The 21,879-nt window shown below is 53.3% G+C and carries 18 protein-coding genes and 17 other annotated features; of the genes, 12 read left to right on the forward strand and 6 right to left on the reverse strand.

The genetic code is table 11. The annotated features are described in order from the left end of the window. Positions 1–128: 128 nt before the first annotated feature. Positions 129–134, forward strand: a ribosome-binding site (putative RBS for STM0917; RegulonDB:STMS1H001209). From STM0917 to STM0923, 7 genes are all read left to right on the forward strand, one after another. After that, the gene (locus STM0917; protein NP_459894.1) for a putative Fels-1 prophage minor tail protein occupies positions 129–451 on the forward strand. Within the gene, positions 134–451 belong to an annotated coding region; the region does not span the whole gene. (Overlaps the previous feature by 6 nt.) After that, positions 416–421: a ribosome-binding site (putative RBS for STM0918; RegulonDB:STMS1H001210), on the forward strand. Its footprint overlaps the gene before it by 6 nt. Continuing rightward, the gene (locus tag STM0918; RefSeq protein NP_459895.1) for a putative Fels-1 prophage minor tail protein occupies positions 416–3,584 on the forward strand. Within the gene, positions 423–3,584 belong to an annotated coding region; the region does not span the whole gene. The genes STM0917 and STM0918 overlap by 36 nt, the downstream gene beginning before the upstream one ends. Beyond that, positions 3,577–3,582, forward strand: a ribosome-binding site (putative RBS for STM0919; RegulonDB:STMS1H001211). Its footprint overlaps the gene before it by 6 nt. Then, positions 3,577–3,913, forward strand: a protein-coding gene (locus tag STM0919; protein NP_459896.1) for a putative Fels-1 prophage minor tail protein. Within the gene, positions 3,584–3,913 belong to an annotated coding region; the region does not span the whole gene. Before STM0918 ends, STM0919 begins: the two co-directional genes overlap by 8 nt. A 119-nt stretch (positions 3,914–4,032) precedes the next feature. Then, positions 4,033–4,038 (forward strand) — a ribosome-binding site (putative RBS for STM0920; RegulonDB:STMS1H001212). Beyond that, the gene (locus STM0920) for a Fels-1 prophage attachment and invasion protein (protein NP_459897.1) occupies positions 4,033–4,558 on the forward strand. Within the gene, positions 4,040–4,558 belong to an annotated coding region; the region does not span the whole gene. It overlaps the preceding feature by 6 nt. Positions 4,559–4,683: 125 nt before the next feature. Then, positions 4,684–4,689: a ribosome-binding site (putative RBS for STM0921; RegulonDB:STMS1H001213), on the forward strand. Beyond that, positions 4,684–5,385, forward strand: a protein-coding gene (locus STM0921; protein NP_459898.1) for a putative Fels-1 prophage minor tail protein. Within the gene, positions 4,690–5,385 belong to an annotated coding region; the region does not span the whole gene. (Overlaps the previous feature by 6 nt.) A 5-nt stretch (positions 5,386–5,390) precedes the next feature. After that, positions 5,391–5,396 (forward strand) — a ribosome-binding site (putative RBS for STM0922; RegulonDB:STMS1H001214). After that, positions 5,391–6,131 (forward strand): putative Fels-1 prophage tail assembly protein gene (locus STM0922; RefSeq protein NP_459899.1). Within the gene, positions 5,397–6,131 belong to an annotated coding region; the region does not span the whole gene. It overlaps the preceding feature by 6 nt. Continuing rightward, positions 6,023–6,028, forward strand: a ribosome-binding site (putative RBS for STM0923; RegulonDB:STMS1H001215). (Overlaps the previous gene by 6 nt.) Next, the gene (locus STM0923) for a putative Fels-1 prophage tail assembly protein (RefSeq protein NP_459900.1) occupies positions 6,023–6,706 on the forward strand. Within the gene, positions 6,029–6,706 belong to an annotated coding region; the region does not span the whole gene. The genes STM0922 and STM0923 overlap by 109 nt, the downstream gene beginning before the upstream one ends. A 53-nt stretch (positions 6,707–6,759) precedes the next feature. Here the strand turns inward: STM0923 and STM0924 are convergent. Continuing rightward, positions 6,760–7,290 (reverse strand): putative Fels-1 prophage Cu/Zn superoxide dismutase gene (locus tag STM0924; RefSeq protein ID NP_459901.1). Within the gene, positions 6,760–7,284 belong to an annotated coding region; the region does not span the whole gene. After that, positions 7,285–7,290: a ribosome-binding site (putative RBS for STM0924; RegulonDB:STMS1H001216), on the reverse strand. Its footprint overlaps the gene before it by 6 nt. An 87-nt stretch (positions 7,291–7,377) precedes the next feature. Between STM0924 and STM0925 the strand changes: the two genes are divergently transcribed. The 3 genes from STM0925 (at position 7,378) to STM0927 (ending at position 13,815) form a co-directional block, all read left to right on the forward strand. Continuing rightward, positions 7,378–10,824, forward strand: coding sequence for a putative Fels-1 prophage host specificity protein (locus STM0925; protein ID NP_459902.3), 3,447 nt, complete (start codon positions 7,378–7,380; stop codon positions 10,822–10,824). A 37-nt stretch (positions 10,825–10,861) separates the two neighbouring features. Then, positions 10,862–10,867 (forward strand) — a ribosome-binding site (putative RBS for STM0926; RegulonDB:STMS1H001217). Further along, positions 10,862–13,240 (forward strand): putative Fels-1 prophage minor tail protein gene (locus tag STM0926; protein ID NP_459903.1). Within the gene, positions 10,868–13,240 belong to an annotated coding region; the region does not span the whole gene. Its footprint overlaps the feature before it by 6 nt. Further along, positions 13,235–13,240: a ribosome-binding site (putative RBS for STM0927; RegulonDB:STMS1H001218), on the forward strand. It overlaps the preceding gene by 6 nt. After that, the gene (locus STM0927) for a putative Fels-1 prophage tail assembly protein (protein ID NP_459904.1) occupies positions 13,235–13,815 on the forward strand. Within the gene, positions 13,240–13,815 belong to an annotated coding region; the region does not span the whole gene. Before STM0926 ends, STM0927 begins: the two co-directional genes overlap by 6 nt. A 70-nt stretch (positions 13,816–13,885) precedes the next feature. Here the strand turns inward: STM0927 and nanH are convergent. Both nanH and STM0929 read right to left on the reverse strand, forming a co-directional pair. Further along, the gene (gene nanH, locus STM0928) for a sialidase (protein ID NP_459905.1) occupies positions 13,886–15,128 on the reverse strand. Within the gene, positions 13,886–15,124 belong to an annotated coding region; the region does not span the whole gene. Further along, positions 15,123–15,128: a ribosome-binding site (putative RBS for nanH; RegulonDB:STMS1H001219), on the reverse strand. It overlaps the preceding gene by 6 nt. Before the next feature lie 569 nt (positions 15,129–15,697). Further along, the gene (locus STM0929; protein NP_447365.1) for a putative inner membrane protein occupies positions 15,698–16,073 on the reverse strand. Within the gene, positions 15,698–16,069 belong to an annotated coding region; the region does not span the whole gene. Then, positions 16,068–16,073 (reverse strand) — a ribosome-binding site (putative RBS for STM0929; RegulonDB:STMS1H001220). (Overlaps the previous gene by 6 nt.) Positions 16,074–17,150: 1,077 nt before the next feature. Next, positions 17,151–17,156, forward strand: a ribosome-binding site (putative RBS for orf; RegulonDB:STMS1H001221). Between STM0929 and STM0930 the strand changes: the two genes are divergently transcribed. Together STM0930 and ybjR are read left to right on the forward strand one after the other, a co-directional pair. Beyond that, positions 17,151–17,488 (forward strand): putative cytoplasmic protein gene (locus STM0930; RefSeq protein NP_459907.1). Within the gene, positions 17,165–17,488 belong to an annotated coding region; the region does not span the whole gene. It overlaps the preceding feature by 6 nt. After that, positions 17,468–17,473 (forward strand) — a ribosome-binding site (putative RBS for ybjR; RegulonDB:STMS1H001222). Its footprint overlaps the gene before it by 6 nt. Beyond that, positions 17,468–18,315 (forward strand): putative aminidase gene (gene ybjR / locus STM0931; RefSeq protein NP_459908.1). Within the gene, positions 17,485–18,315 belong to an annotated coding region; the region does not span the whole gene. The genes STM0930 and ybjR overlap by 21 nt, the downstream gene beginning before the upstream one ends. Here ybjR and STM0932 read toward each other — a convergent pair. From STM0932 to ltaA, 3 genes are all read right to left on the reverse strand, one after another. After that, positions 18,312–19,335 (reverse strand): putative nucleoside-diphosphate-sugar epimerase gene (locus tag STM0932; RefSeq protein NP_459909.1). Within the gene, positions 18,312–19,325 belong to an annotated coding region; the region does not span the whole gene. The two genes, ybjR and STM0932, sit on opposite strands and share 4 nt — an antisense overlap. After that, positions 19,330–19,335: a ribosome-binding site (putative RBS for STM0932; RegulonDB:STMS1H001223), on the reverse strand. (Overlaps the previous gene by 6 nt.) An 85-nt stretch (positions 19,336–19,420) precedes the next feature. Next, the gene (ybjT, locus tag STM0933; RefSeq protein ID NP_459910.1) for a putative nucleoside-diphosphate-sugar epimerase occupies positions 19,421–20,866 on the reverse strand. Within the gene, positions 19,421–20,854 belong to an annotated coding region; the region does not span the whole gene. Next, positions 20,861–20,866, reverse strand: a ribosome-binding site (putative RBS for ybjT; RegulonDB:STMS1H001224). Its footprint overlaps the gene before it by 6 nt. After that, the gene (gene ltaA, locus STM0934; protein ID NP_459911.1) for an L-allo-threonine aldolase occupies positions 20,865–21,878 on the reverse strand. Within the gene, positions 20,865–21,866 belong to an annotated coding region; the region does not span the whole gene. The genes ybjT and ltaA overlap by 2 nt, the downstream gene beginning before the upstream one ends. Continuing rightward, positions 21,873–21,878 (reverse strand) — a ribosome-binding site (putative RBS for ltaA; RegulonDB:STMS1H001225). It overlaps the preceding gene by 6 nt. Position 21,879: the final 1 nt, after the last annotated feature.

A 21,879-nucleotide genomic window follows, 5' to 3' on the forward strand; every position in this document is an offset into this window, starting at 1 on the left:
GACTGGCAGCGGATAAGGTCCTGATGCTCAGCGGGATGGTTGTTCCTGTTGCGGATGATGCCAGTGAGGATGACGATACTTCTGAGCAGGACGCGCTGACACCGGAAAAGCCCTGACCCGGGAGCTGGCATTTGTGATGCAACTGGCGCGGGAGTTCCGCCGTCCGGACTGGCGGCGGATGCTGTCAGAAATGACCGCGTCAGAGCTGGGCGAGTGGGCGGATCACTTCGTCCGCTTCAGTTTCAGCGATGCCCTGCTCGATGCGGAGTTTGCGACGCTGAAAGCGCTGGTGACCGGGCTGGTGACAGGTGAAGCGCAGGATGCGGACGATTTTCGTCTGTTAAGTGCATCTGAATCTGCTCCGGAGAAAACTGATGAAGAACTGATGCGCCTGGGTGAGGGTATAACCGGAGGTGTCCGTTATGGACCAGATAGCGAACCTGGTCATTGATTTAAGTGTCGATGCCGCAGACTTTAAAAATGAAGTGCCCCGCGTTAAAAAACTGCTGGATGAAGTCTCGGGTAAAACCGACCTCGTCACGCAGCGGCAAAAAAATCTTATTGAGACCCTGAAAAGTCAGGGGCGGGCATATGTGGACGGGAGCATCGCTGCGTCTGATGCCGGCACGCGCCAGAAACAGGCGATGGTCATGGCGGCGCAGGGATATGACCAGGTGGCTCAGCGTGTCGATATGACGCAGCGTCATGTTGCCGCACTGAGTCAGAAAATGCAGGAAGAGCGTGCTCAGGCCGCCGCGGTAGCAGCAGCCCAGGACCAGGCGAGTGCGGCATTTTACCGTCAGATCGACAGCGTCAAATCGCTGGAGAATGGCCTGCAGCAGCTGCAGCGTATCCAGACGCAAATCCGCCAGGCGAGAAACAGCGGTGGTATTGCGCAGCAGGATTATCTGGCGCTGACTTCAGAGGTGGCAGCAAAAACCCGGACCCTGACGGATGCGGAGGCCGCCGCCACTAAACAAAAAGTCCGGTTTATCCAGCGTCTCAAAGAGCAGGTAACCAGCCAGCGACTCTCGTCCACCGAAATATTGCGGGTGAAAGCCGCGCAGCTGGGCGTGAGCAGTGCGGCGGATATTTATATCCGCCAGATGGAAAACGCAGGAACGGTGACTCGCTCATTGGGACTGAAAAGCGCAGCAGCACGCAGAGAAATTGGTGTACTTTTCGGTGAGCTTGCCCGGGGAAACTTTGGTGCATTGCGGGGGAGCGGCATCACCCTCGCCAACCGCGCCGGGTGGCTTGAAACGCTGATGTCGCCCAAAGGACTGGCAGTGGGTGGCACTGTCACGGCGATTGCCGCTGCTGTCTATGGTCTGGGAAAAGCCTGGTATTCGGGAACGAAGGAAGGGGAAGAGTTTAACAAACAGCTGATCCTGACCGGGAATTATGCCGGGAAAACTGCCGGGCAGTTGCAGCAGATGGCCCGGAGTATTGCCGGGAACGGCATCACACAGCATGATGCTGCCGGGATACTGGCGCAGGTGGTGGGCAGCGGCGCGTTCGGCAGTACTGACCTTTCCCGGGTGGCGAATGCCGCTGCCCGTCTGAAACAGGCGACCGGGCAGGACATCAGCGAAACCATCAGCCAGTTTAAAAAACTGAAAGATGACCCGGTAAATGCCGTGGTGGCGCTGAATGACTCCCTGCATTTCCTGACTGCCACGCAGTACCAGCAGATTTCTGCCGCGCAGGCGGTGGGAGATTCGCAGCTGGCGGCGGCGCTGGCCATACAGGCATACTCTGACGCCGTTATGCAGCGGACAGGCGCCGTACAGGATAATCTCGGCTCGCTGGAAAAGGCCTGGAACTGGGTGAGAAATGCGGCTGTCGGTGCGTGGGATGCCATGCTGGGCGTCGGGCGCAGTCCTGACACCGCCATGAAACGCCAGGATATGTTTGCACAGTGGCAGGCGGCGGAAAAAGAGTATCAGGTTCTGTCTCGTAATCTGAAGGTGGATCCGGACTACAGTGGCAGTAATCCCCTGCAGAAGGCGGATGCTGAACGCCTGAGGAATGCCCGCCAGAGTCTCGCCCTGAAAAAAGCGGCTTATGATGAGGCGGATAAAGCGTATGCGCAGGAGGGACTGGCTGCAGCAATGGAAAAGCAGCGTACGGATCAACAGGCGCAGGCGATACGCAGCCAGCAGGAATTTAACCAACTAGTCAAAAACGGTACCTCGCAGGCGGAAAAACGTGCGCAGGCGGAACAGGAACTGAACCAGCTTATTGCAAAAAACCGCCGGGACGCAAAAGACGGGGTGACCGCCCTCTGGACCGAGAAGGATATTTCATCCGCCCGGACGGGGATAGAAAAACGTTTCAAAGACCCGACCCCCCCAAAAACCGCCGCCACCCGTAACGATGAGGCCAGTCGTCTCCTGCTTCGGTACAGCCAGCAGCAGGCGCAGGTGGAGGGGCAAATTGCAGCAGCGAAACAGTCATCTGGTTTGAATACCGACAGGATGACGGAAGCGCACAAACAGTTACTGGCTCTTCAGCAGCGCATCAGCGACCTGTCCGGTAAAAAGCTGACGGCGGATGAGAAGAGTGTTCTGGCTCATAAGACTGAACTTGTTCAGGCACTGACATTGCTCGATTTGAAGCAGCAGGAGCTGCAGCGTCAGAGTGCGCTAAATGACCTGAAGAAAAAGGCGGTTCAGCTGGAAAGTCAGTTAAAACTGGAAGAACAGTCGCAGCGTCAGCGGCACGATCTTGACCTGGCGACTGCCGGGATGGGGGATGTGCAGAAGCAACGTTATCAGGAGCAACTTACCCTTCGCCAGAAATTTGCGCAGCAGCAGGAACAACTTGAACGGGACAGCCGGCAAAAAGGGACCTACGGATCGGCAGAGTACAGCGAGGCAGAGCAAAAACTCCGCGACAGCCTGAACGTGCAGTTGAATGAAAACCGCCGTTACTGGCAGCAGTTGTCCGTTGAGCAGGGCAACTGGAAGAACGGAGCCACCCGGGCATTTCAGAATTACACCGCGGATGCTGGCAATGCGGCGGGTGTGGCTGAACAACTGTTTTCGTCTGCCTTCAGCAGCATGGGGAACGGCCTGGCGACATTCGTTACCACCGGTAAGCTGAGTTTCAAATCCTTTACTGCCTCTCTTCTTTCTGACCTGGCAAAAATTATGGCGCAGATGGCAATGATGCAGGCCGTGAAAGGTGTGGGAAATGCGCTGGGGTTTGGTGTAACGGCGAATGCTGACGGGGGCGTTTACCAGTCTGCCAGCCTGAGTCGGTACAGCGGTAGCGTGGTGAACACACCGACCTTCTTTGCGTTTGCAAAAGGGGCCGGCGTGATGGGGGAGGCAGGGCCGGAAGCGATCCTCCCGCTTAAGCGCGGTGCTGACGGAAAGCTGGGGGTGGTTGCCGCCGGTATGGGGGGAATGGCGATGTTTGCGCCGCAGTACCATATCGCGATCAACAATGATGCCGGTAACGGGCAGATTGGTCCCGGCGCACTGAAAGTGGTTTATGACCTGGGCCGGAAAGCGGCGGCGGACTTTATCGCACAGCAGGGCCGCGATGGCGGTCGTTTAAGTGGAGCTTACAGCTGATGGAGACATTTCACTGGAAAATACGCCCGGATATGACAATGGAGGCCGAACCGCAGGTCATTGCTGTGAAGATGGGGGACGGATATGAGCAGCGTCGCCCGGCAGGCCTCAATAGCAACCTGGCGAAATACAATGTGACCATAAAAGTGCGCAAAGGCGAGCATCAGCGGCTGGATGCTTTCCTCTCCCGGCATGGCGCGGTGAAGTCTTTCCTTTGGACGCCACCGTATACCTGGACGCAAATCCGGGTGGTGAGCCGGAAATGGTCGGTCAGCGTCGGGGCGATGTGGGTGACTTACACGACCACGTTTGAACAGGTTGTCGTTTAGGATATCAATATGTTAAGTATTCTCCGTTTAGTATCGGTTTAGTTTTATTGAGGAACCATAGGGCTGTAAAGGAATCTATCAGTCTGCACAAAATGTGCTTTTTAAGTATTTTAAAAAGGAGTTTTCATGAAGCAGGTTCTCATTGCAGTGTTGATAGTATCAGTAACAGGTGGTTTGGCTCAGGCTGCTGGGGTAAAAAATACAGTATCGCTGGGTTATGCGTATACCGATCTTGGTGGCGCGTTGTCCGGTAATGCGAGAGGGCTGAATCTGAAATATAACGCGGAAGACCTGAACAGTGGTTTTGGTGGTATGGGATCTTTCACATTCACAACTGCAGACATTCAATCCTACTCTGGAGGCAAGGCCGGTGATATGGATTACTCGTCTTTTCTTGTGGGGCCTTCCTATCGATTTAATGAATATCTGAATGCTTATGTAATGGCAGGCCTGGGGCATGGTCATATTGACGATAAGCGTGATAACTCTGGAAAGAAGACCGGCTTTGCATACGGTGCAGGTGTTCAGATCAATCCTGTTGAAAATATCGCTATTAACGCTTCCTATGAATACAGTCGATTTTCCGCTTATGACTCGAAAGTTAACGCGGGCACATGGGTATTGGGTGTGGGGTATAGTTTCTGATTATTATTGCAATTTAATATTAATTTTTCCGTACTATGTAAACCCTCCGATGCGAGGGTTTTTTGTAAGCTCCTTTGGGGCGTAATCAATGCCACTTGCTATGCACGTGGTTTTTTTTTACGGGAGAGGTCATGCGGGACATTCCACAGGATACGCTGAGCCAAACCACGAAAACCGAGCAGTCGGCCCGCATTGATTTGTGGGAAATCGACCTGACGGCCATTGGTGGCCAGCGTTACTATTTTTCAAACGAACTGAATGAGAAGGGCGATCCGGTTACCTGGCAGGGGCGTAAGTATGACGCTTACCCGATACAGGGAACCGGCTTTGAGCTGTCAGGGAAAGGGACATCTGCACGACCAACGCTGGCGGTGTCGAACCTGTTTGGTATGGTCACGGGACTTGCGGAAGATGTGCAGAGCCTGGTCGGGGGCACAGTGGTCAGGCGTGTGGTGTATGCCCGTTTTCTTGATGCGGTGAATTTTACAGGTGGCAACCCGGAGGCCGATCCGGAACAGGAAGTGGTCAGCCGCTGGGTGATTGAACAGCTGTCGGAACTGAAAAAAACCACGGCGACCTTCGTGCTGGCCACGCCGACCGAAACGGACGGCAGCGTGTTTCCGGGGCGGACCATGCTGGCCGATGTCTGCAACTGGACCTACCGCTCTGATGAGTGCGGTTATGCCGGGCCACCCGTGGCGGATGAGTTTGACAAGCCCACAGCAGATCCGTCGAAGGACGCATGCAGCAAATGCCGTACCGGCTGCGAGCTGCGTGATAACCTGCCGCGCATCGGCTGCTTCCTCTCTATAAACCGCCTTTCCTGACGGAGAACAGTATGGAAAAGACTATCCTGGTGCATGCCGCAGCGTGTGCACCGGCAGAATCGTGCGGCTATGTGGTGAACACGTCTGCAGGGGAACGGTATTTTCCCTGCCAGAATCTTTCCGCTGAACCGACGATGTATTTCCGGATGGCGCCGGAAGATTATTTGCGCGCGCAGGCGGCAGGTGACGTGGTGGCCCTGGTACACAGCCATCCTGATGGTCTGCCGTTTCTCAGCGACGTCGATCGCCGCCTGCAGGTGCAAAGTGGCCTGCCGTGGTGGCTGGTCTGCCATGACCGGATATACACATTTCGCTGCGTGCCGTTCCTCACCGGGCGGGTATTTGAGCACGGTGTGACGGACTGTTACACCCTGTTCCGTGATGCGTACCATCTGGCCGGTATTGAGATGCCGGATTTTTCGCGGGGAGAGGACTGGTGGAAAAACGGCGAGAACCTGTATCTGGATAATCTGGAGGCGACAGGTTTTTACCGGGTGAGTGGTGAAGAGGCACAGTCCGGAGACATTCTGATTTGTTGTTTTGGTTCATCGGTTGCCAATCATGCCGCGATTTACTGTGGCAACGGCGAACTGCTGCACCATATTCCTGATCAGCTCAGTAAACGCGAGAGGTATACCGACAAATGGCAACGCCGCACACACTCGATATGGCGACACCGGGCATGGCACGAGTCTGCCTTCACGGGGATTTACAACGATTTGGCCGCCGCTTTAGCTTCAGTATAAAAACGGGGGCCGAGGCTATTTACGCGCTGGCCGTGCAGATACCGGGCTTCCGGCAGAAAATGAACGAGGGCTGGTATCAGATACGCATCGCCGGTCAGGATGTGGATGAAACCAGCGTGTCAGCCCGTCTGCATGAGCCGCTGCCGGACGGGGCCATTATTCATATTGTCCCGCGTATTGCAGGGGCTGGAAAAGGTGGTCTGTTCCAGGTAGTGCTGGGTGCCGTGGCAATAGGCGCGTCATTTTTTACGGCCGGCGCTTCAATGGCTGCCTGGGGGGCGGCGTTATCTGCCGGTGCTATTTCGGCATCCTCGGTCCTGTTTTCTATGGGGGCGGCCATGATGCTGGGTGGTGTGGCGCAGATGCTGACGCCGCAGGCAAAAATTCCCTCGTCCCGGCAGACCGACAATGGCAAACAGAACACCTGGTTTTCGTCGCTGGACAACATGGTGGCCCAGGGTAATGCCCTGCCCGTGCTGTACGGCGAAATGCTGGTTGGCTCCCGCACCATTTCACAGGAAATCAGCACCCGGGATGAAGGTGGCGGCGGGCAGGTGGTGATCATCGGTCGATAAAACGAGCCGCCGGTCATGGACGGCCCGTGGAACAGTGCCTCACAGAGTGAATTTTATTTTATAACGCCACAGGCGATTCGTGCACCACCGCCCCCAAGCGGGTTGGGATGATCTTCATGGTTGTCACCGCCGGTATGGATCATGATGGCATGGCCTTTGACCTGACTGATTGATTTGAGGCGTGGGGCCAGAACCGGATAATCAGCGTTACCTGCCTGATTTACATACAGCGCCGGAAGATCACCGAGATGACCTTCAGGATTATACGGACCGAGATGTTTATTTGTGTGCTGAGGGTCAAGGTGCCCTCCGGCAGCAAGTGCTGCGACAGGTTTACCGTCCTTCATGCCAGCATCACAGCTTCCGTTCTCGTGGATATGAAACCCATGAATACCGGCTGGAAGTGAGGACAAATGTGGGGTGAATAACAAGCCATATTCTGTTTCGGTAATTGTAATATTGCCGATCTTTTGACCTGTGCCATTGGCATTTACAAGGTTAACCGTTGCGTCGGTACTTGCTGCTGAGGCTGCACTACTGAATAAAAATACAGCAAGTGTCATTAACTTTTTGTTCATCTTAACTCCATTGTTGTGGTTGTGGTTTTTATCAGGTTGATAGTAAAGACATTAAAGTCAAATTAATTCGATTGTTGTTATTGCTAATATCTATTGATGACAAACCGCCTCTGGGCGGTTTTGTCGTTTCAGAGGGAACAGATTATGGGTAAGGGTGGTGGCAGCAGTAAGACGCCGCATGAGGCTCCTGACGACCTGAAATCCAGTCAGATGCTGACCGTTGTTGATGCCATTTGCGAGGGGCCGATCGAAGGCCCGGTGGACGGGCTGAAAAGTGTCAGAATAAACAAAACCCCGGTCCTCGACAGTGACGGTAACGCGATGGTTCACGGTGTCACCGTGGTTTACCGCGTGGGCGAGGATGAGCAGTCTGCGATGGAGGGGTTTGAAGATTCCGGCGCTGAAACCCTGCTGGGTGTGGAGGTCAAAAAGTCAGAGCCGGTGACCCGCACCATTACCACCAAAACGGTGGACCGCCTGCGCTTTACCTTTGGTGTGCAGTCGCTGGTCAGTACCAGTACCAAAGGCGACCGCAACCCGACCAGTGTACAGATGCTGATCCAGTTTCGCCGTGATGGCCAGTGGCAGGTGGAACGGGATATTACCATTACGGGTAAAACGACCACGCAGTTTCTGGCGTCCGTGGTGATCGATGATTTGCCGCCCCGGCCGTTTGAAGTCCGCATGATGCGCATCACTGATGACAGTACGTCAGACCTGCTGCAGAACAAAACGGTGTGGTCGGGCTATACCGAAATCATTGATGTGAAACAGTGCTACCCGAACACCGCTGTTATCGGGGTAAAAGTGGATGCGGAACAGTTTGGCAGCCAGCAGGTCACGCGAAACTACCTTCTGCGCGGGCGTATTGTGCCGGTCCCGTCGAATTACGATCCGGTAAAACGGACATATACGGGAATATGGGACGGGACGTTTAAACCTGCCTGGACAGATAATCCGGCCTGGTGTGTGCTGGATATGCTGACTCACCCGCGCTATGGCATGGGAAACCGCATTGGTGTTGCCGATGTGGACAAGTGGGCGCTGTATGCCATTGCGCAATACTGTGATCAGCCCGTTCCGGACGGCTTCGGCGGGACAGAGCCGCGCATCACCTGCAATGCGTATCTGACGGACCAGCGTAAAGCGTGGGACGTGCTGGGGGATTTCTGTTCCCTGATGCGCTGCATGCCAGTGTGGAACGGCAGTACCCTGACGTTTGTGCAGGACCGGCCCAGCGATAAAGTCTGGACCTACACGCAGAGCAATGTGGTGATGCCCGCTGATGGAGCGCCATTCGTCTACAGCTTCAGCGCGCTGAAAGAGCGCCATAATGCCGCCGAGGTCCGCTACACCGACCCGAACAACGGCTGGGAAACCTCCACCGAACTGGTGGAAAATGACGCTGCCATCCGGCGCTACGGGCGCAACGTCCTTAAAATGGATGCGTTCGCCTGTACCAGTCGTGGGCAGGCGCACCGCGCAGGACTGTGGGCCATCACCACCGAATTACTGGAAACGCAGACGGTGGATTTTTCCGTGGGGGCAGAAGGGCTGCGTCACGTTCCCGGCGATATCATCGAGGTCTGTGACAGTGATTATGCCGGCGTGACCGTTGGCGGACGCGTCCTGTCAGTCGACAGCCTTTCCCGTACGCTTACGCTGGATCGTGAGGTGGATATACCGGCAGGCGGCAATGTGGTGCTGAACCTGGTGGGCAGTAATGGCCAGCCTGTTACCGTCGCGGTCACCGCGCACCCCGCCCCGGACCGCGTTACCGTCAGCCAGTTACCCGATGGCGTGGCGGCGTACAGCGTGTGGGGGCTGAAATTACCGGACCTGCGCCAGCGCCTGTTTCGCTGCGTGGCTATACGGGAAAACGATGACGGAACGTATGCCATCACCGCTGTGCAGCATGTCCCGGAGAAAGAGAGCATCGTGGACAACGGAGCGAAGTTTGACCCGTTGCCCGGAACCAGCATCACGAATACACCGCCCGCCGTGCAGCATCTCACTACGGAGATTCTGGCAGAAGAGGGACAGTATCAGGCGCGGGCGCGCTGGGATACCCCGCGCGTGGTGAAGGGGGTTAACTTCTCCCTGCGCCTGACAGTGAAAGCGGAAGATGACAGCGACCGCCTGGCCAGCAGCCTGACCCTGACCGAAACGGAGCATACCTTCCGCAACCTGACGCCGGGGCGCTACACCCTGTCCGTCAGGGCGGTGAACAGCCAGGGACAACAGGGAGACCCGGCCAGCACACAGTTCAGCATCTCCGCGCCGGCGGCACCATCATTTATCGAACTCACCCCTGGCTATTTCCAGATTACAGCCACACCGCGTCAGGCGGTATACGACCCGACGGTGCAGTATGAGTTCTGGTTTTCAGACGCGCAGATTACGGATATCCATCAGGTGGAAAACGCCGCACGATATCTGGGAACAGCGCTGTACTGGATAGCGGCCAGCGTGAATATCAGGCCCGGCAGGGATTACTATTTTTATATCCGGGCGGTAAATCGGGTCGGTAAATCCGCATTCGTGGAGGCGACCGGGCAGGCCAGCAACGATGCCGCAGGCTATCTGGATTTTTTCAAAGGGCAGATAACTGAAAGTCACCTGGGTAAGGAGCTGCTGGAAAAAGTAGATCTGACGGAGGATAACGCCAGCAAACTGCAGCAGTTTTCGAAGGAGTGGCAGGACGCGAACGGTAAGTGGAATGCCATGTGGGGCGTCAAAATAGAGCAAACCGAGGACGGCAGGCATTATGTGGCTGGTCTGGGCCTGAGCATGGAGGATACGCCGGACGGGAAGATAAGCCAGTTTCTGGTAGCAGCGGACCGCATTGCATTCATTAACCCGCAAAACGGAAACCAGACGCCCGGATTCGTCATGCAGGGTGATCAGATATTCATGAACGAGGCATTCCTGAAATACCTGAGCGCGCCGACCATCACCAGTGGCGGGAATCCTCCTGCGTTTTCCCTGACGCCGGACGGTCGTCTTACTGCGAAAAATGCGGACATCAGTGGGCATATTAATGCTATTTCGGGGGCGCTGAATAACGTCGTTATTGCTGAGGACTGCACGATTCAGGGGACGTTGCGGGCCGAACGTATCCTCGGCGATATAGTCAAAGCGGTGGGTAAAGAGTTCCCGTATTTCAGGGAGCCAGCCACCGGAGCAAAGCGTTACGCCAGTGGCACACTGACCGTTCAGATAGATGACGACCAGTCATTTGACCGCCAGATTATTATCCCCCCCATCAATTTTCAGGGGAGTTATTACGGACGCAATGATACGTGGGATACGTGTACGCTGGAAGTGCGCCGCAATGGCGCGCTGATTTACAGCGGAACGAGCAGCAGCGTTCCTGAGTCATACGGCGCCACGCTGGATATGCCCGCCGGAGGCGGCATTGTCACACTGACATTTAGTGTCAGTACCAGGGGGAACAGCACAGGATGGCCGAATTCCAGAATAAGCGATCTGATTCTGATGGTTGTTAAAAAATCCACTGCAGGGATTCGTATCAGTTAAATCATTAAGAGCCGCGTAAAGCGGCTTTTTTTATGGAGGCAATATGCCAGTACTTATTTCCGGCGTACTGAAAGATGGTACGGGAATGCCGGTACAGAACTGCACCATTCAGCTGAAGGCCTGCCGGACCAGTACGGCGGTGGTCGTGAATACGGTGGCATCGGAAAATCCGGATGAAGCCGGGCGTTACAGCATGGATGTGGAGCAGGGGCAGTACACTGTCACACTCCTGGTGGAAGGGTATCCCCCTTCACCTGCCGGAGTTATTACGGTCTACGTTGATTCAAAACCGGGAACCCTGAATGATTTTCTGGGGGCCATGACGGAAGACGACGTCCGCCCGGAGGCTCTTCGGCGTTTTGAGGCGATGGTGGAAGAAGTTGCCCGCCAGGCATCGGAGGCATCGCGGAATGCCACCGCCGCAGGGCAGGCATCTGAACAGGCGCAGACATCAGCAGGTCAGGCGGCGGAAAGCGCCACGGCAGCAGCTAGTGCAGCCGGAGCGGCAGACGCATCAGCCACACAGGCGGCCTCATCCGCAGCGTCTGCGGAGAGCAGCGCAGGTACGGCGACCACAAAAGCCGGGGAGGCATCAGCCAGCGCGGCGTCGGCTGACACAGCCAGAACGGCGGCAGCCGCATCGGAGGCCGCAGCGAAAACATCTGAAGCGAATGCAGATGCCTCCCGTACTGCCGCCGGAGATTCAGCTGCTGCCGCAGCCGCCAGCGCGACGGCGGCGCAGACATCAGCAGAGCGCGCCGGAGCATCCGAAACCGCCGCGAAGACGTCAGAAACGCAGGCGGCTTCCAGTGCCGGTGATGCAGGTGCGTCAGCCACTGCGGCGGCAGCGTCGGAAAAGGCGGCAGCCGCATCGGCAGCCGAAGCAAAAACATCTGAGACAAACGCAGCAACGTCAGCAAGTACAGCAGCGGCCAGCGCAACAGCCGCCTCGTCATCAGCATCGGAGGCATCCACCCACGCCGCCGCATCTGATACCAGCGCATCACTGGCAGCGCAAAGCAGAGCTGCTGCCGGAGAATCGGCAACCAGAGCCGAAGAGGCCGCGAAACGGGCCGAAGATATTGCGGACGTGATTTCCCTGGAAGATGCCAGCCTGACGAAAAAAGGCATCGTTCAGTTGAGCAGCGCCACGGACAGTGACAGCGAAGCGCTGGCGTCCACACCAAAAGCGGTAAAAACCGTTATGGGTGAGGTACAGACCAAAGCCCCGCTGGACAGTCCGGCGCTGACCGGTACGCCAACGGCACCAACGCCGGAAACCACAGCTGCAGGTATTGAAATTGCCACGGCAGCGTTTGTGGCTGCGAAAGTGGCACAGTTGGTTGGTTCTGCGCCGGAAGCGCTGGACACGCTGAAAGAACTGGCTGACGCGCTGGGTAACGATCCTAATTTTGCTACCACGGTACTGAATAAACTGGCGGGCAAGCAGCCGCTGGACGATACACTGACGGCGCTGTCAGGAAAAAGCGTTGACGGTCTTATCGAATACATTGGTTTAAGGAACACAATTGACAAGGCTGCCGGTGCTTTGCCCGCTGGTGGTACAGCTGTTGCGGCAAACAGACTGGTGTCACGCGGCGCACTTCCGGCACTGACTGGTACGACAAGAGGCAGTGATAGCGGCCTGATAATGGGCGAGGTCTACAACAATGGCTATCCGACGCAATACGGAAATATTTTACGTCTGACCGGAACCGGTGATGGGGAAATCCTCATTGGCTGGAGCGGGGCAAACGGTGCGCCAGCGCCCGCATATATTCGCAGCCATCGTGATACCGCCGACGCTGAGTGGTCCGAATGGGCAATGCTCTACACCACACTAAACCCACCTCCGGATTCGCATCCAGTAGGGGCGGCGATTGCATGGCCATCTGATGCTACTCCGGCAGGTTACGCTCTGATGCAGGGGCAATCGTTTGATAAATCTGCTTACCCGTTACTGGCTATAGCGTATCCGTCCGGCGTTATTCCTGACATGCGAGGCTGGACAATCAAAGGTAAACCCGCCAGCGGTCGCGCAGTGTTGTCACAGGAAATGGACGGCAACAAATCGCACTCGCACACGGCGCGGGCACAGGATACCGACTTAGGGACAAAAACCACCTCATCATTTGATTACGGCACGAAATCGACCAATACAACGGGCGGCCATACACATGAGTTTGGCGGTTATATCAATTCATACTGGGGAGACTCAAATCACACCTCATTTCAGCCTGGAGGTGGTGCGTGGACACAGGCCGCTGGCGACCATGCGCATACAGTTTATATCGGAGGACACGAGCACACCATGTATATCGGCCCACACGGACACGTCGTTATTGTGGACGCAGATGGTAATGCGGAAACCACGGTTAAAAACATTGCATTTAACTACATAGTGAGGCTGGCATAATGCCTTTTAAAATGAGCAGCAAAGCGCAGACTATTAAAATTTTCAATCTGCGTTCAGATACAAACGAATTTATTGGGGCAGGTGATGCGTATATCCCGCCGCACACTGGATTACCGGCAAACTGTACTGATATAGCCCCTCCTGATATTCCCTCCAGTCATATTGCTGTATTTGACGCTGAAACCCAGACGTGGAACCTGAAAGAAGACCATCGCGGAGAAACGGTATACGACACAACAACCGGTAATCAGATGTATATCTCCGAACCCGGCCCGTTGCCCGAAAATGTCACATCAGTTTCACCAGGTGGTGGATACAAAAAATGGGATAGTAAGGCTAAGGCCTGGGTGAATGATGAAGGTGCGGAGGTTGCAGCCAGACTTCGTGAAGCTGAAGGAACCAAAAGCCGTCTTTTGCAAATGGCATCGGGGAAAATTGCGCCGCTTCAGGATGCGGTTGATCTTGGAATTGCAACAGATGATGAAAAAGCGCAGCTCGACGAATGGAAAAAATACAGGGTACTGGTAAACCGGGTTGATACCTCAAATCCTGATTGGCCGGAACAACCAGTCTGATAAAAAATATAGCTATGTAGTAGAGACTGCTGCTATATGTTATATAGCAGCAATGGCTATTTTTTGATGTTTAATTGTATGATTTTATTACTGGTAAATGACGGCTAAGGTCCTGGAACTCAATACTTCCATTGGCTTCATAGACAACATACAGTGTTTCTTTATCTACATTTTTACGATATGAAAGACAAGAGTAACCCGCCCCACTGGCATTACCGACTTTCGGATAAAAATCATCAATTAACTTTACTTCCCCGGAGTATAAATTGTGAGCGTAGAGAGATATATCACTTCTGGTATAGTCATTATTCTTGTTCTGCGCGGATGAGTGAGCCGCGACAAGTTTATTGCCTGATGGAATAGTAATTGTTGAACCTTGTACTCCATGATTCCTGTTGTCAACCTTCTTGTCCATCGGAGGAAACTCAGTCCATGTTTTTCCAAAATCTTTTGTTTCAAAAGAACGGCGGAGGCCAGAGTTTCTGATGTTATTAACCAAAGAGGCATTAAATTCTATGATGTTATTTTCTGAACCAAAACCCTCACAGTATCCTGATGGCAATGACCATGTTATTCCATCAGTGGAGTATATGAATGATGTATTCAGAACTGTGGTGATATTTTTAGTGCGAACCATTTGTACCGGGAAAACCAGTTTACCGTCATTTAGCTGAAGACCAGATCCAACACCGCCAAGCATTGCAGATATCGTTCCATTTTTAGTTACTATATCATGGATGTTCGTTTCCACCTTTGAAAAGGTAACGCCATCATCGGTTGATTTATATAAAACCAAATCCCAGTCAGTGTCTGGAGCCTTATCTCTGTATGCGCCCCATGTTTTATCATTATTATTCCATTTGCCAACCATGACTAAGATTGTTTCTCTTCCCTGAATATTCGCCACGATGCATGTGGGATCCATGACGCGGGAAAGTTTACTGTTGACACGGTCATTATAAATCGCAATTTTTTTATTCCAGGTTTTCCCTCCATCTGTGCTACGGGCCGCCGCTGTGTCAATAAAGGACTGATCGCTGGCAGTGTTATGGCGCGCATCAGCAAATACAACAATGGTACCTTTTGAGGTTGTACACATTGCTGGAATTCGAAAATATTTGGTTGTTCCCCCAGAGCCGCTACCGACAATAGTGTTGCCTTTTTGATCAGTAAAATGCTCACCTTCAGCTTTAAAAACCACGGATTTTTCTACAGTCATACTCTTTCCTTCCTTAATGAATGGGTGTGTATGCATATCCAGTGGTGGATGCATATACAGTATTCTGCAGTTAAGTAGATGTCTGGTCAAACATATGATTACCGTTATTTCTGTTTATGTGACGAGTAGCACAGAAGAGTCTTTTTGAGGTAATTCTTATCAAAAAGTTAGTACAGTAATTAAATGATGATTAATCATTTCATCAACTCGTTAAAGAATCGAACCAGCAGTTGACCATTATTTATGACGTGTGGCTGTCGACACTGTACAGAAATTTCCCGGCTAATTTGAGATATTGGGGCCAACCGTAAAAATGATTCCACCAAAAAGATCGTTAAAGTCCCTACCGATAGCTTCGAGCTGACGTCTCCACGCGATTGCAATGGCACTTTGCATCCTTCGGTTAGTGTAAAACACCACGCAACGCTGTCCGACGAAATTGAACGCAAGGTTATTCTTCTGTTCGGGCAGGGAAGATACTGATGCTATTTGCCTCTCCTGTCCATGTGCTCATCAGCAATAACGAGCAGGATAATAATTAGTGCCAAAATAAAACAAACTCCAGTCATAATAAGCGCAAATCTGTCCATGGTTCGTACTCTAAAAAAACTGGGGGTAGACTGGTCTGAGATACCGATATGGATAGATCATTTGACAGCCCTTTTAGCGTTTAAATATATGGCATATGACAGTGTACAGTATGATGCCAAAGATGATGATAACTACTGTACTAATAAGAATAATCCAGTCTGCCTGCGTCATCATTAAATCCACCTGGATTGTTAAAAAATCCCATCCGCAGTTGCCTGGATGAGGGGTAAAGTTAAAACCACAGTAGTTTAAGGATTGAAAACTTATTGTAGCTATCAAATGATATTGTGGTAAGTAAGTCTCTCTACGTTGAATTGTTGCAGTATAATAGATTACGGGGATATGTTTGTTTTTTTTAAATAAAACCGACTGAGTACTGACAACAATTTTTTTCGTTTTTGCCTTGCTTTTCTCAGGCATAAACTTCGACGTCTGGATACCCATAACTTATCTGATTGATTTGTACATTGATTTAACACAATAAGCCAGCGTGAAGCTACACGGTGGTATAAACATGCCTTTTCGAGGGATTCTGCCTTTTCATCTTTTACCATAGTAAAGCTCCTTTCGACGAACTGAATTTAGCAAGGAGAATGTTGTGATATATGCAAAAAAAGCCCACAGGGTGGGCATGAAATCGAACATCTGGATTTACGTATTATCTTTGTAATACTTGTTTTTTAACATAACGAGACAAATACATCACTGACAAGTAGATAAAACTTGTCGATTTATTCGTTTTTTATGAATAATGACATGCAATACTATTGATTGTTGTAAGGTGATTGACCGATATCATTCGGTGATTTTTTTATAATTAATTGTGTTTTTATATAACGAGCTATTTGTATGTGAATGTTGTCAAATATAGGGTTATCCGCACTGGATTTTGTGGTTTTTGAGTTCATACTTAATTAAGGTTGCTGTCATTACCACTTAAACAACAAAAAGAGGATATTTTATGAAAGAGATTACATTTACAGAAATGGCAGATGTTAGCGGTGCAGGTTCAGAAATCTATCTCACTCCTTTACCTGGAACTGATGCACCTACTACCGGTGATGCACCGTTTGTTCCAGGAAAGCCCGGATATAAAGAAAATGATGTTCCAGACAATTCTGTATACTCAGGAGACATGAAATTGTGTAACTGCTGCTATGAATTAGCAGGTCTGTAGTCAGACAGTTTGTATCAGGAGGCTAATCGTGTTTGAGTTTGGTATTCAACCGGACTCAGACACTTTTAAAGTAGGGAAGATGTCAATCGTACAATGTTAACATTGAAATGAGGCAGAAGTTTGGGGCACCAGTGGGGCAAAAATGACATTTTTGGGGTATTTTGGGGCAGAAAAGAACGTATGAAAATCGCTTAAGATCATACGATTTTAAAATCGGGATTTTTTAAGTTACTGAAAATCATATGCTCTTGGACGATTTTCGTATGATTTTAAAAAAAACACAACCACGTCCTTTCAATGATAGCGTATCAGCTTGATAATGCGTTTGAGATCGTGTGCTTAGCTAACCCGGGAGATTCACTATGCAGTTTTCAACAACCCCAACGCTGGAAGGACAAAGCATCGTGGAGTATTGCGGTGTGGTAACGGGCGAAGCCATTTTAGGCGCCAATATTTTCCGCGATTTTTTCGCCGGCATTCGGGATATCGTCGGCGGACGTTCCGGCGCGTATGAGAAAGAGCTGCGTAAAGCGCGTGAAATCGCTTTTCAGGAACTTGGCGAGCAGGCTAAAGCGTTGGGTGCCGATGCGGTGGTAGGCATCGATATTGATTACGAAACTGTCGGCAAGGATGGCAGTATGCTAATGGTCAGCGTCAGCGGAACGGCGGTGAAAACGCGCCGATGAAAGCGCTACTGTGGCTGGTGGGTCTCGCGTTGCTGTTAACAGGCTGCGCGAGCGAAAAAGGAATTATCGATAAAGAGGGATATCAGCTTGATACCCGACATCGGGCGCAGGCGGCCTATCCGCGCATTAAAGTCCTGGTGATTCACTATACGGCGGAAAACTTTGACGTTTCGCTGGCGACGTTAACGGGTCGCAACGTCAGTTCGCATTACCTGATTCCCGCAACCCCGCCATTATATGGCGGTAAACCGCGCATCTGGCAACTGGTGCCGGAACAGGATCAGGCCTGGCATGCGGGCGTCAGTTTCTGGCGAGGCGCCACGCGTCTCAATGATACGTCTATTGGCATTGAGCTGGAAAATCGTGGTTGGCGAATGTCCGGCGGGGTGAAATCTTTCGCGCCGTTTGAATCCGCGCAAATTCAGGCATTGATTCCGTTAGCGAAGGATATTATCGCGCGCTATAACATCAAACCGCAGAATGTGGTGGCCCATGCGGATATCGCGCCGCAGCGTAAAGACGATCCCGGCCCGCGCTTCCCGTGGCGCGAGCTGGCGGCGCAGGGGATTAGCGCCTGGCCTGACGCCCAGCGTGTGGCGTTTTATCTGGCTGGACGCGCGCCGTATACGCCAGTCGATACCGCAACGGTGCTTGCGTTACTCTCGCGCTATGGCTATGAAGTCAAAGCCGATATGACGGCACGCGAGCAGCAGCGGGTGATTATGGCGTTCCAGATGCACTTCCGTCCGGCGCAATGGAACGGTATCGCAGATGCCGAAACGCAGGCGATTGCCGAAGCATTACTGGAGAAGTACGGCCAGGATTAACGCGGTAAATTTCCGTGATCGCGCAGCCAGGCGGCGGTGCGCTCAATGCCTTCGTCCAGCGTGACGATGGGCTGGTAGCCCAGCTCGTCCTGCGCGCGAGTCGTATCGAGCGTAAAATCAAAATTCAGTTTTGACACGCCGTAATGCGTTAGCGGGGGCTCTTTGGCGGATTTTTTGCCGAAGCGCTCCATACTGCGGGCGATCATATCCAGCATCGGGTAAGGCACAGAGCGAATGCGGCAGTCGATAGTCAGTTCATCAATTAACTTTTGTACGATGCTGCGTAAGGTACGGTTTTCGCCGTTAGTGATGTTATAAGCGCGGCCAGAAGGCAGATGATCGCAGCCCGGCTGGCTGGCCAGCCACATGGCGTGGATCGCATTTTCATAGTAGGTCATATCGACCAGCGCGCTGCCCCCGTGCGGTAATAAGACGCTACCGTAATGGTGCATCATATGCGCCAGACGTGGGATAAATACTTTATCGTGCGGGCCAAACAGGCTTTGCGGACGTAACACCGTAAAACGTGTTTGCGGATTGGCCTGCGCCAACAGATTAATCACCTCTTCGCCGGCGGCTTTACTGCGGGCGAACTCATTGGCAAACCGATGCGGGCGGAAATCTTCTTTGATATCACGGTGATGGTGGTAATCAAAATAGAGCGAGGGAGAGGAGATATGAATAAAATTGCGCACGCCCCAGGCGACCGCCCATTCTCCCAGACGGCGGGTGGCGCGAACATTCGCTAGATCGAAAGCCTGTTGGGTTCCCCAGGGCGAGGTAAAGCTGGAGCAGTGCCACAACGTGTCGATCCCGGCAAGCATCACTTTAGCCTGCGAGGAGACCAGTTCGGTTAAATCCGCATGGACGAATTCCGCGCCCATTTTTTCAAGCAGCTTGCCCATCGCTTCATTGCGACCCGTCGCTCTGACGCTGATGCCTTTATTGCGCAAAAATTCAACCGCGTTTCGACCTAAGCCGCTGGTGGCGCCGGTAACCAGTACCTTCATATCAATCCACTGTGTTTAATAAACCGTCGTGCGCATTCTTCCGTGAATTACGTCGGTATGCAATGGGAAACACGAAAGAATACAGCAACTTTTTCTCATTTTTCTGTGATTTGTTCTGCAAGTCGGGCAATACGCCTTGCCATTCCCCGGAAAATAAACAGGTGCGCCGGGATCATCAGTAGCCAGTAAATCAGGCCCGGCATTCCGTGTGGATGCCACCAGGCGCGCACGTCAATTTCGCGGTAGCGGCCTTTATCGTGCAGCGTGAAGCTAAGCCGCCCCAGACCCGGCGCTTTCATGCCAAACAAGAGCGTGAGCTGTTTTTCTGGTTCGACAATGATCACTTTCCAGCTATCTACCGTATCGCCAGGCTTGAGCAAGGTATGCGACGGGCGGCCTTTCGCCAGTTTATGCCCCACCAGACGGTCCATCGCGGCGCGCGTCTGCCACAAAATATTGCCGAAAAAATAGCCCTCTTTGCCACCCAGCCGATTTACGACCTGCCATAGCGCCGATAGGCTGGCCGGGGTCTGCGCGGTAAAGCCCGCCTGCTTTGGAAAATAGCCGTATTCGGGACGCCAGCGGGCGAAGGCCAGCGCGTCGTAGCCCCAGTCGCTGGAGTTCACCAGTTTTTCTTCTTCTTTCAGCGTGCGGCGAACGGCGTCATCAAAGGTGATAAGCGTTTGGGGGATCAACTTTTTTAACGCGGCGTCATCGGCCAGCAAATCGTGCCTTAATCCCTGGATTAACGCTTTTGCGGTAGTTGGCGGCACGGAGGTAATGACGTTTAAAAACCAGACCGAAATCCAGCGGGTCGGAAAAGGCACCGGGATCAGCGGACGCCGTTTACCGCTGACGGCCATAAAACGTTCAAACTGCTGCTGATAACTTAATACCTGCGGCCCGGCGGCTTCCAGAATACGATGCTCGCGAGCAGGGTGGTCCAGTAAGCCGACCAGGTAGTAGAGTAAATTTTCCAGAGCGATGGGCGTGGTGCGCGAACGCACCCAGCGCGGCGGCGTGAGTATTGGCAGGTTGTAAACCATGTCGCGCATGACTTCGAAGGCGGCGGAGCCTGCGCCGACGATGATCCCGGCGCGTAATTCCGTCACCGGTACGCCTGCGTCGCGCAGCGTGTCAGCCGTAAGCTGGCGGGCGCGCAGGTGATCGGATTGCTCATGCGCCGGTGCCTGCAGTGAACTGAGGAAAATAAGTTGTTTAACCGGCGTCTGGCGCAGCGCGTCGCGCACGTTGAGCGCCGCCTGACGCTCATGGGCGATAAAATCGCCGCCTTCGCCCATGCCGTGTACCAGATAGTAAACGGTATCAATGTCGCGAAGCAGCGCGGGTAAATTTTCCGGCCAGTGCAGATCGACCTTATGACAACTGACGTTGGCGAGGCGCTGTTTTTCCAGACGTTCGATGCGTCGCGCCGCCGCTCGCACCTGATGCCCTTGCTGACTTAGCGCAAAGACCAGGTGCTGGCCGATATAGCCGCTGGCGCCGAGAACCAGAATGCGTTGCGCCACGTTGCTCTCCTTAGCGGGCTAAAAAGGCGCGCCAGTGGGCGACGACGTCGGTAAGCTGTTCGCGAGAGACATCCAGATGCGTCACCAGACGCACAATCGGCGCGGCGTTAATCAGGATATTCCGTTCCCGCAAATAGTCGCCAAGCGCGGCGGCCTGTGCTTCGCCAACGCGAACAAACAGCATATTCGTTTCGTGGCGTATGACCTCCGCGCCCGCTTCCCGAAGCTGCTGCGCCAGCCAGGCGGCGTTATCATGATCCTCTTGCAGACGCGCCACGTTATGCTTCAGCGCATACAGTCCGGCCGCTGCCAGAATCCCGGCCTGACGCATTCCGCCGCCGACCATTTTACGCCAGCGCGTCGCGCGTTTAATGTAATCGCGGTTGCCGACCAGCAGTGAACCGACCGGCGTTCCGAGACCTTTTGACAGGCAGATGGTAAAAGAGTCGCAATACTGCGTAATCTCTTTTAACTCACAGCCGTAGGCAACCACCGCGTTAAAAATTCGGGCGCCGTCAACGTGCAGCGCCAGTCCACGTTCGCGGGTAAATGTCCAGGCGTCTTTCAGATACGCGCGCGGCAGCACTTTCCCGTTATGCGTATTTTCCAGACTGAGCAAGCGCGTGCGCGCGAAGTGGATGTCATCCGCTTTAATCTTCGCCGCCACGTTCTCCAGCGGCAGCGTACCGTCCGCGGCGGCGTCGATGGGCTGCGGCTGAATGCTGCCGAGCACCGCCGCGCCGCCAGCTTCATAGAGATAATTATGCGCGCCCTGACCGACGATATACTCTTCGCCGCGTTCACAATGGCTAAGCAGCGCGACCAGATTGGCCTGGGTGCCGGTGGGTAAAAAAAGCGCCGCTTCTTTACCGGAAAGGTCGGCGGCGTAGCGCTGAAGGGCGTTAACAGTAGGGTCATCGCCGTATACGTCGTCCCCGACCGGGGCGGTCATCATCGCCTCGAGCATGGCGCGGCCCGGTCGGGTAACGGTATCACTGCGTAAATCAATCATGGCACATCCCTGG

The sequence above is a fragment of the Salmonella enterica subsp. enterica serovar Typhimurium str. LT2 genome (assembly GCF_000006945.2).
In the GTDB taxonomy this organism is placed as follows: domain Bacteria; phylum Pseudomonadota; class Gammaproteobacteria; order Enterobacterales; family Enterobacteriaceae; genus Salmonella; species Salmonella enterica.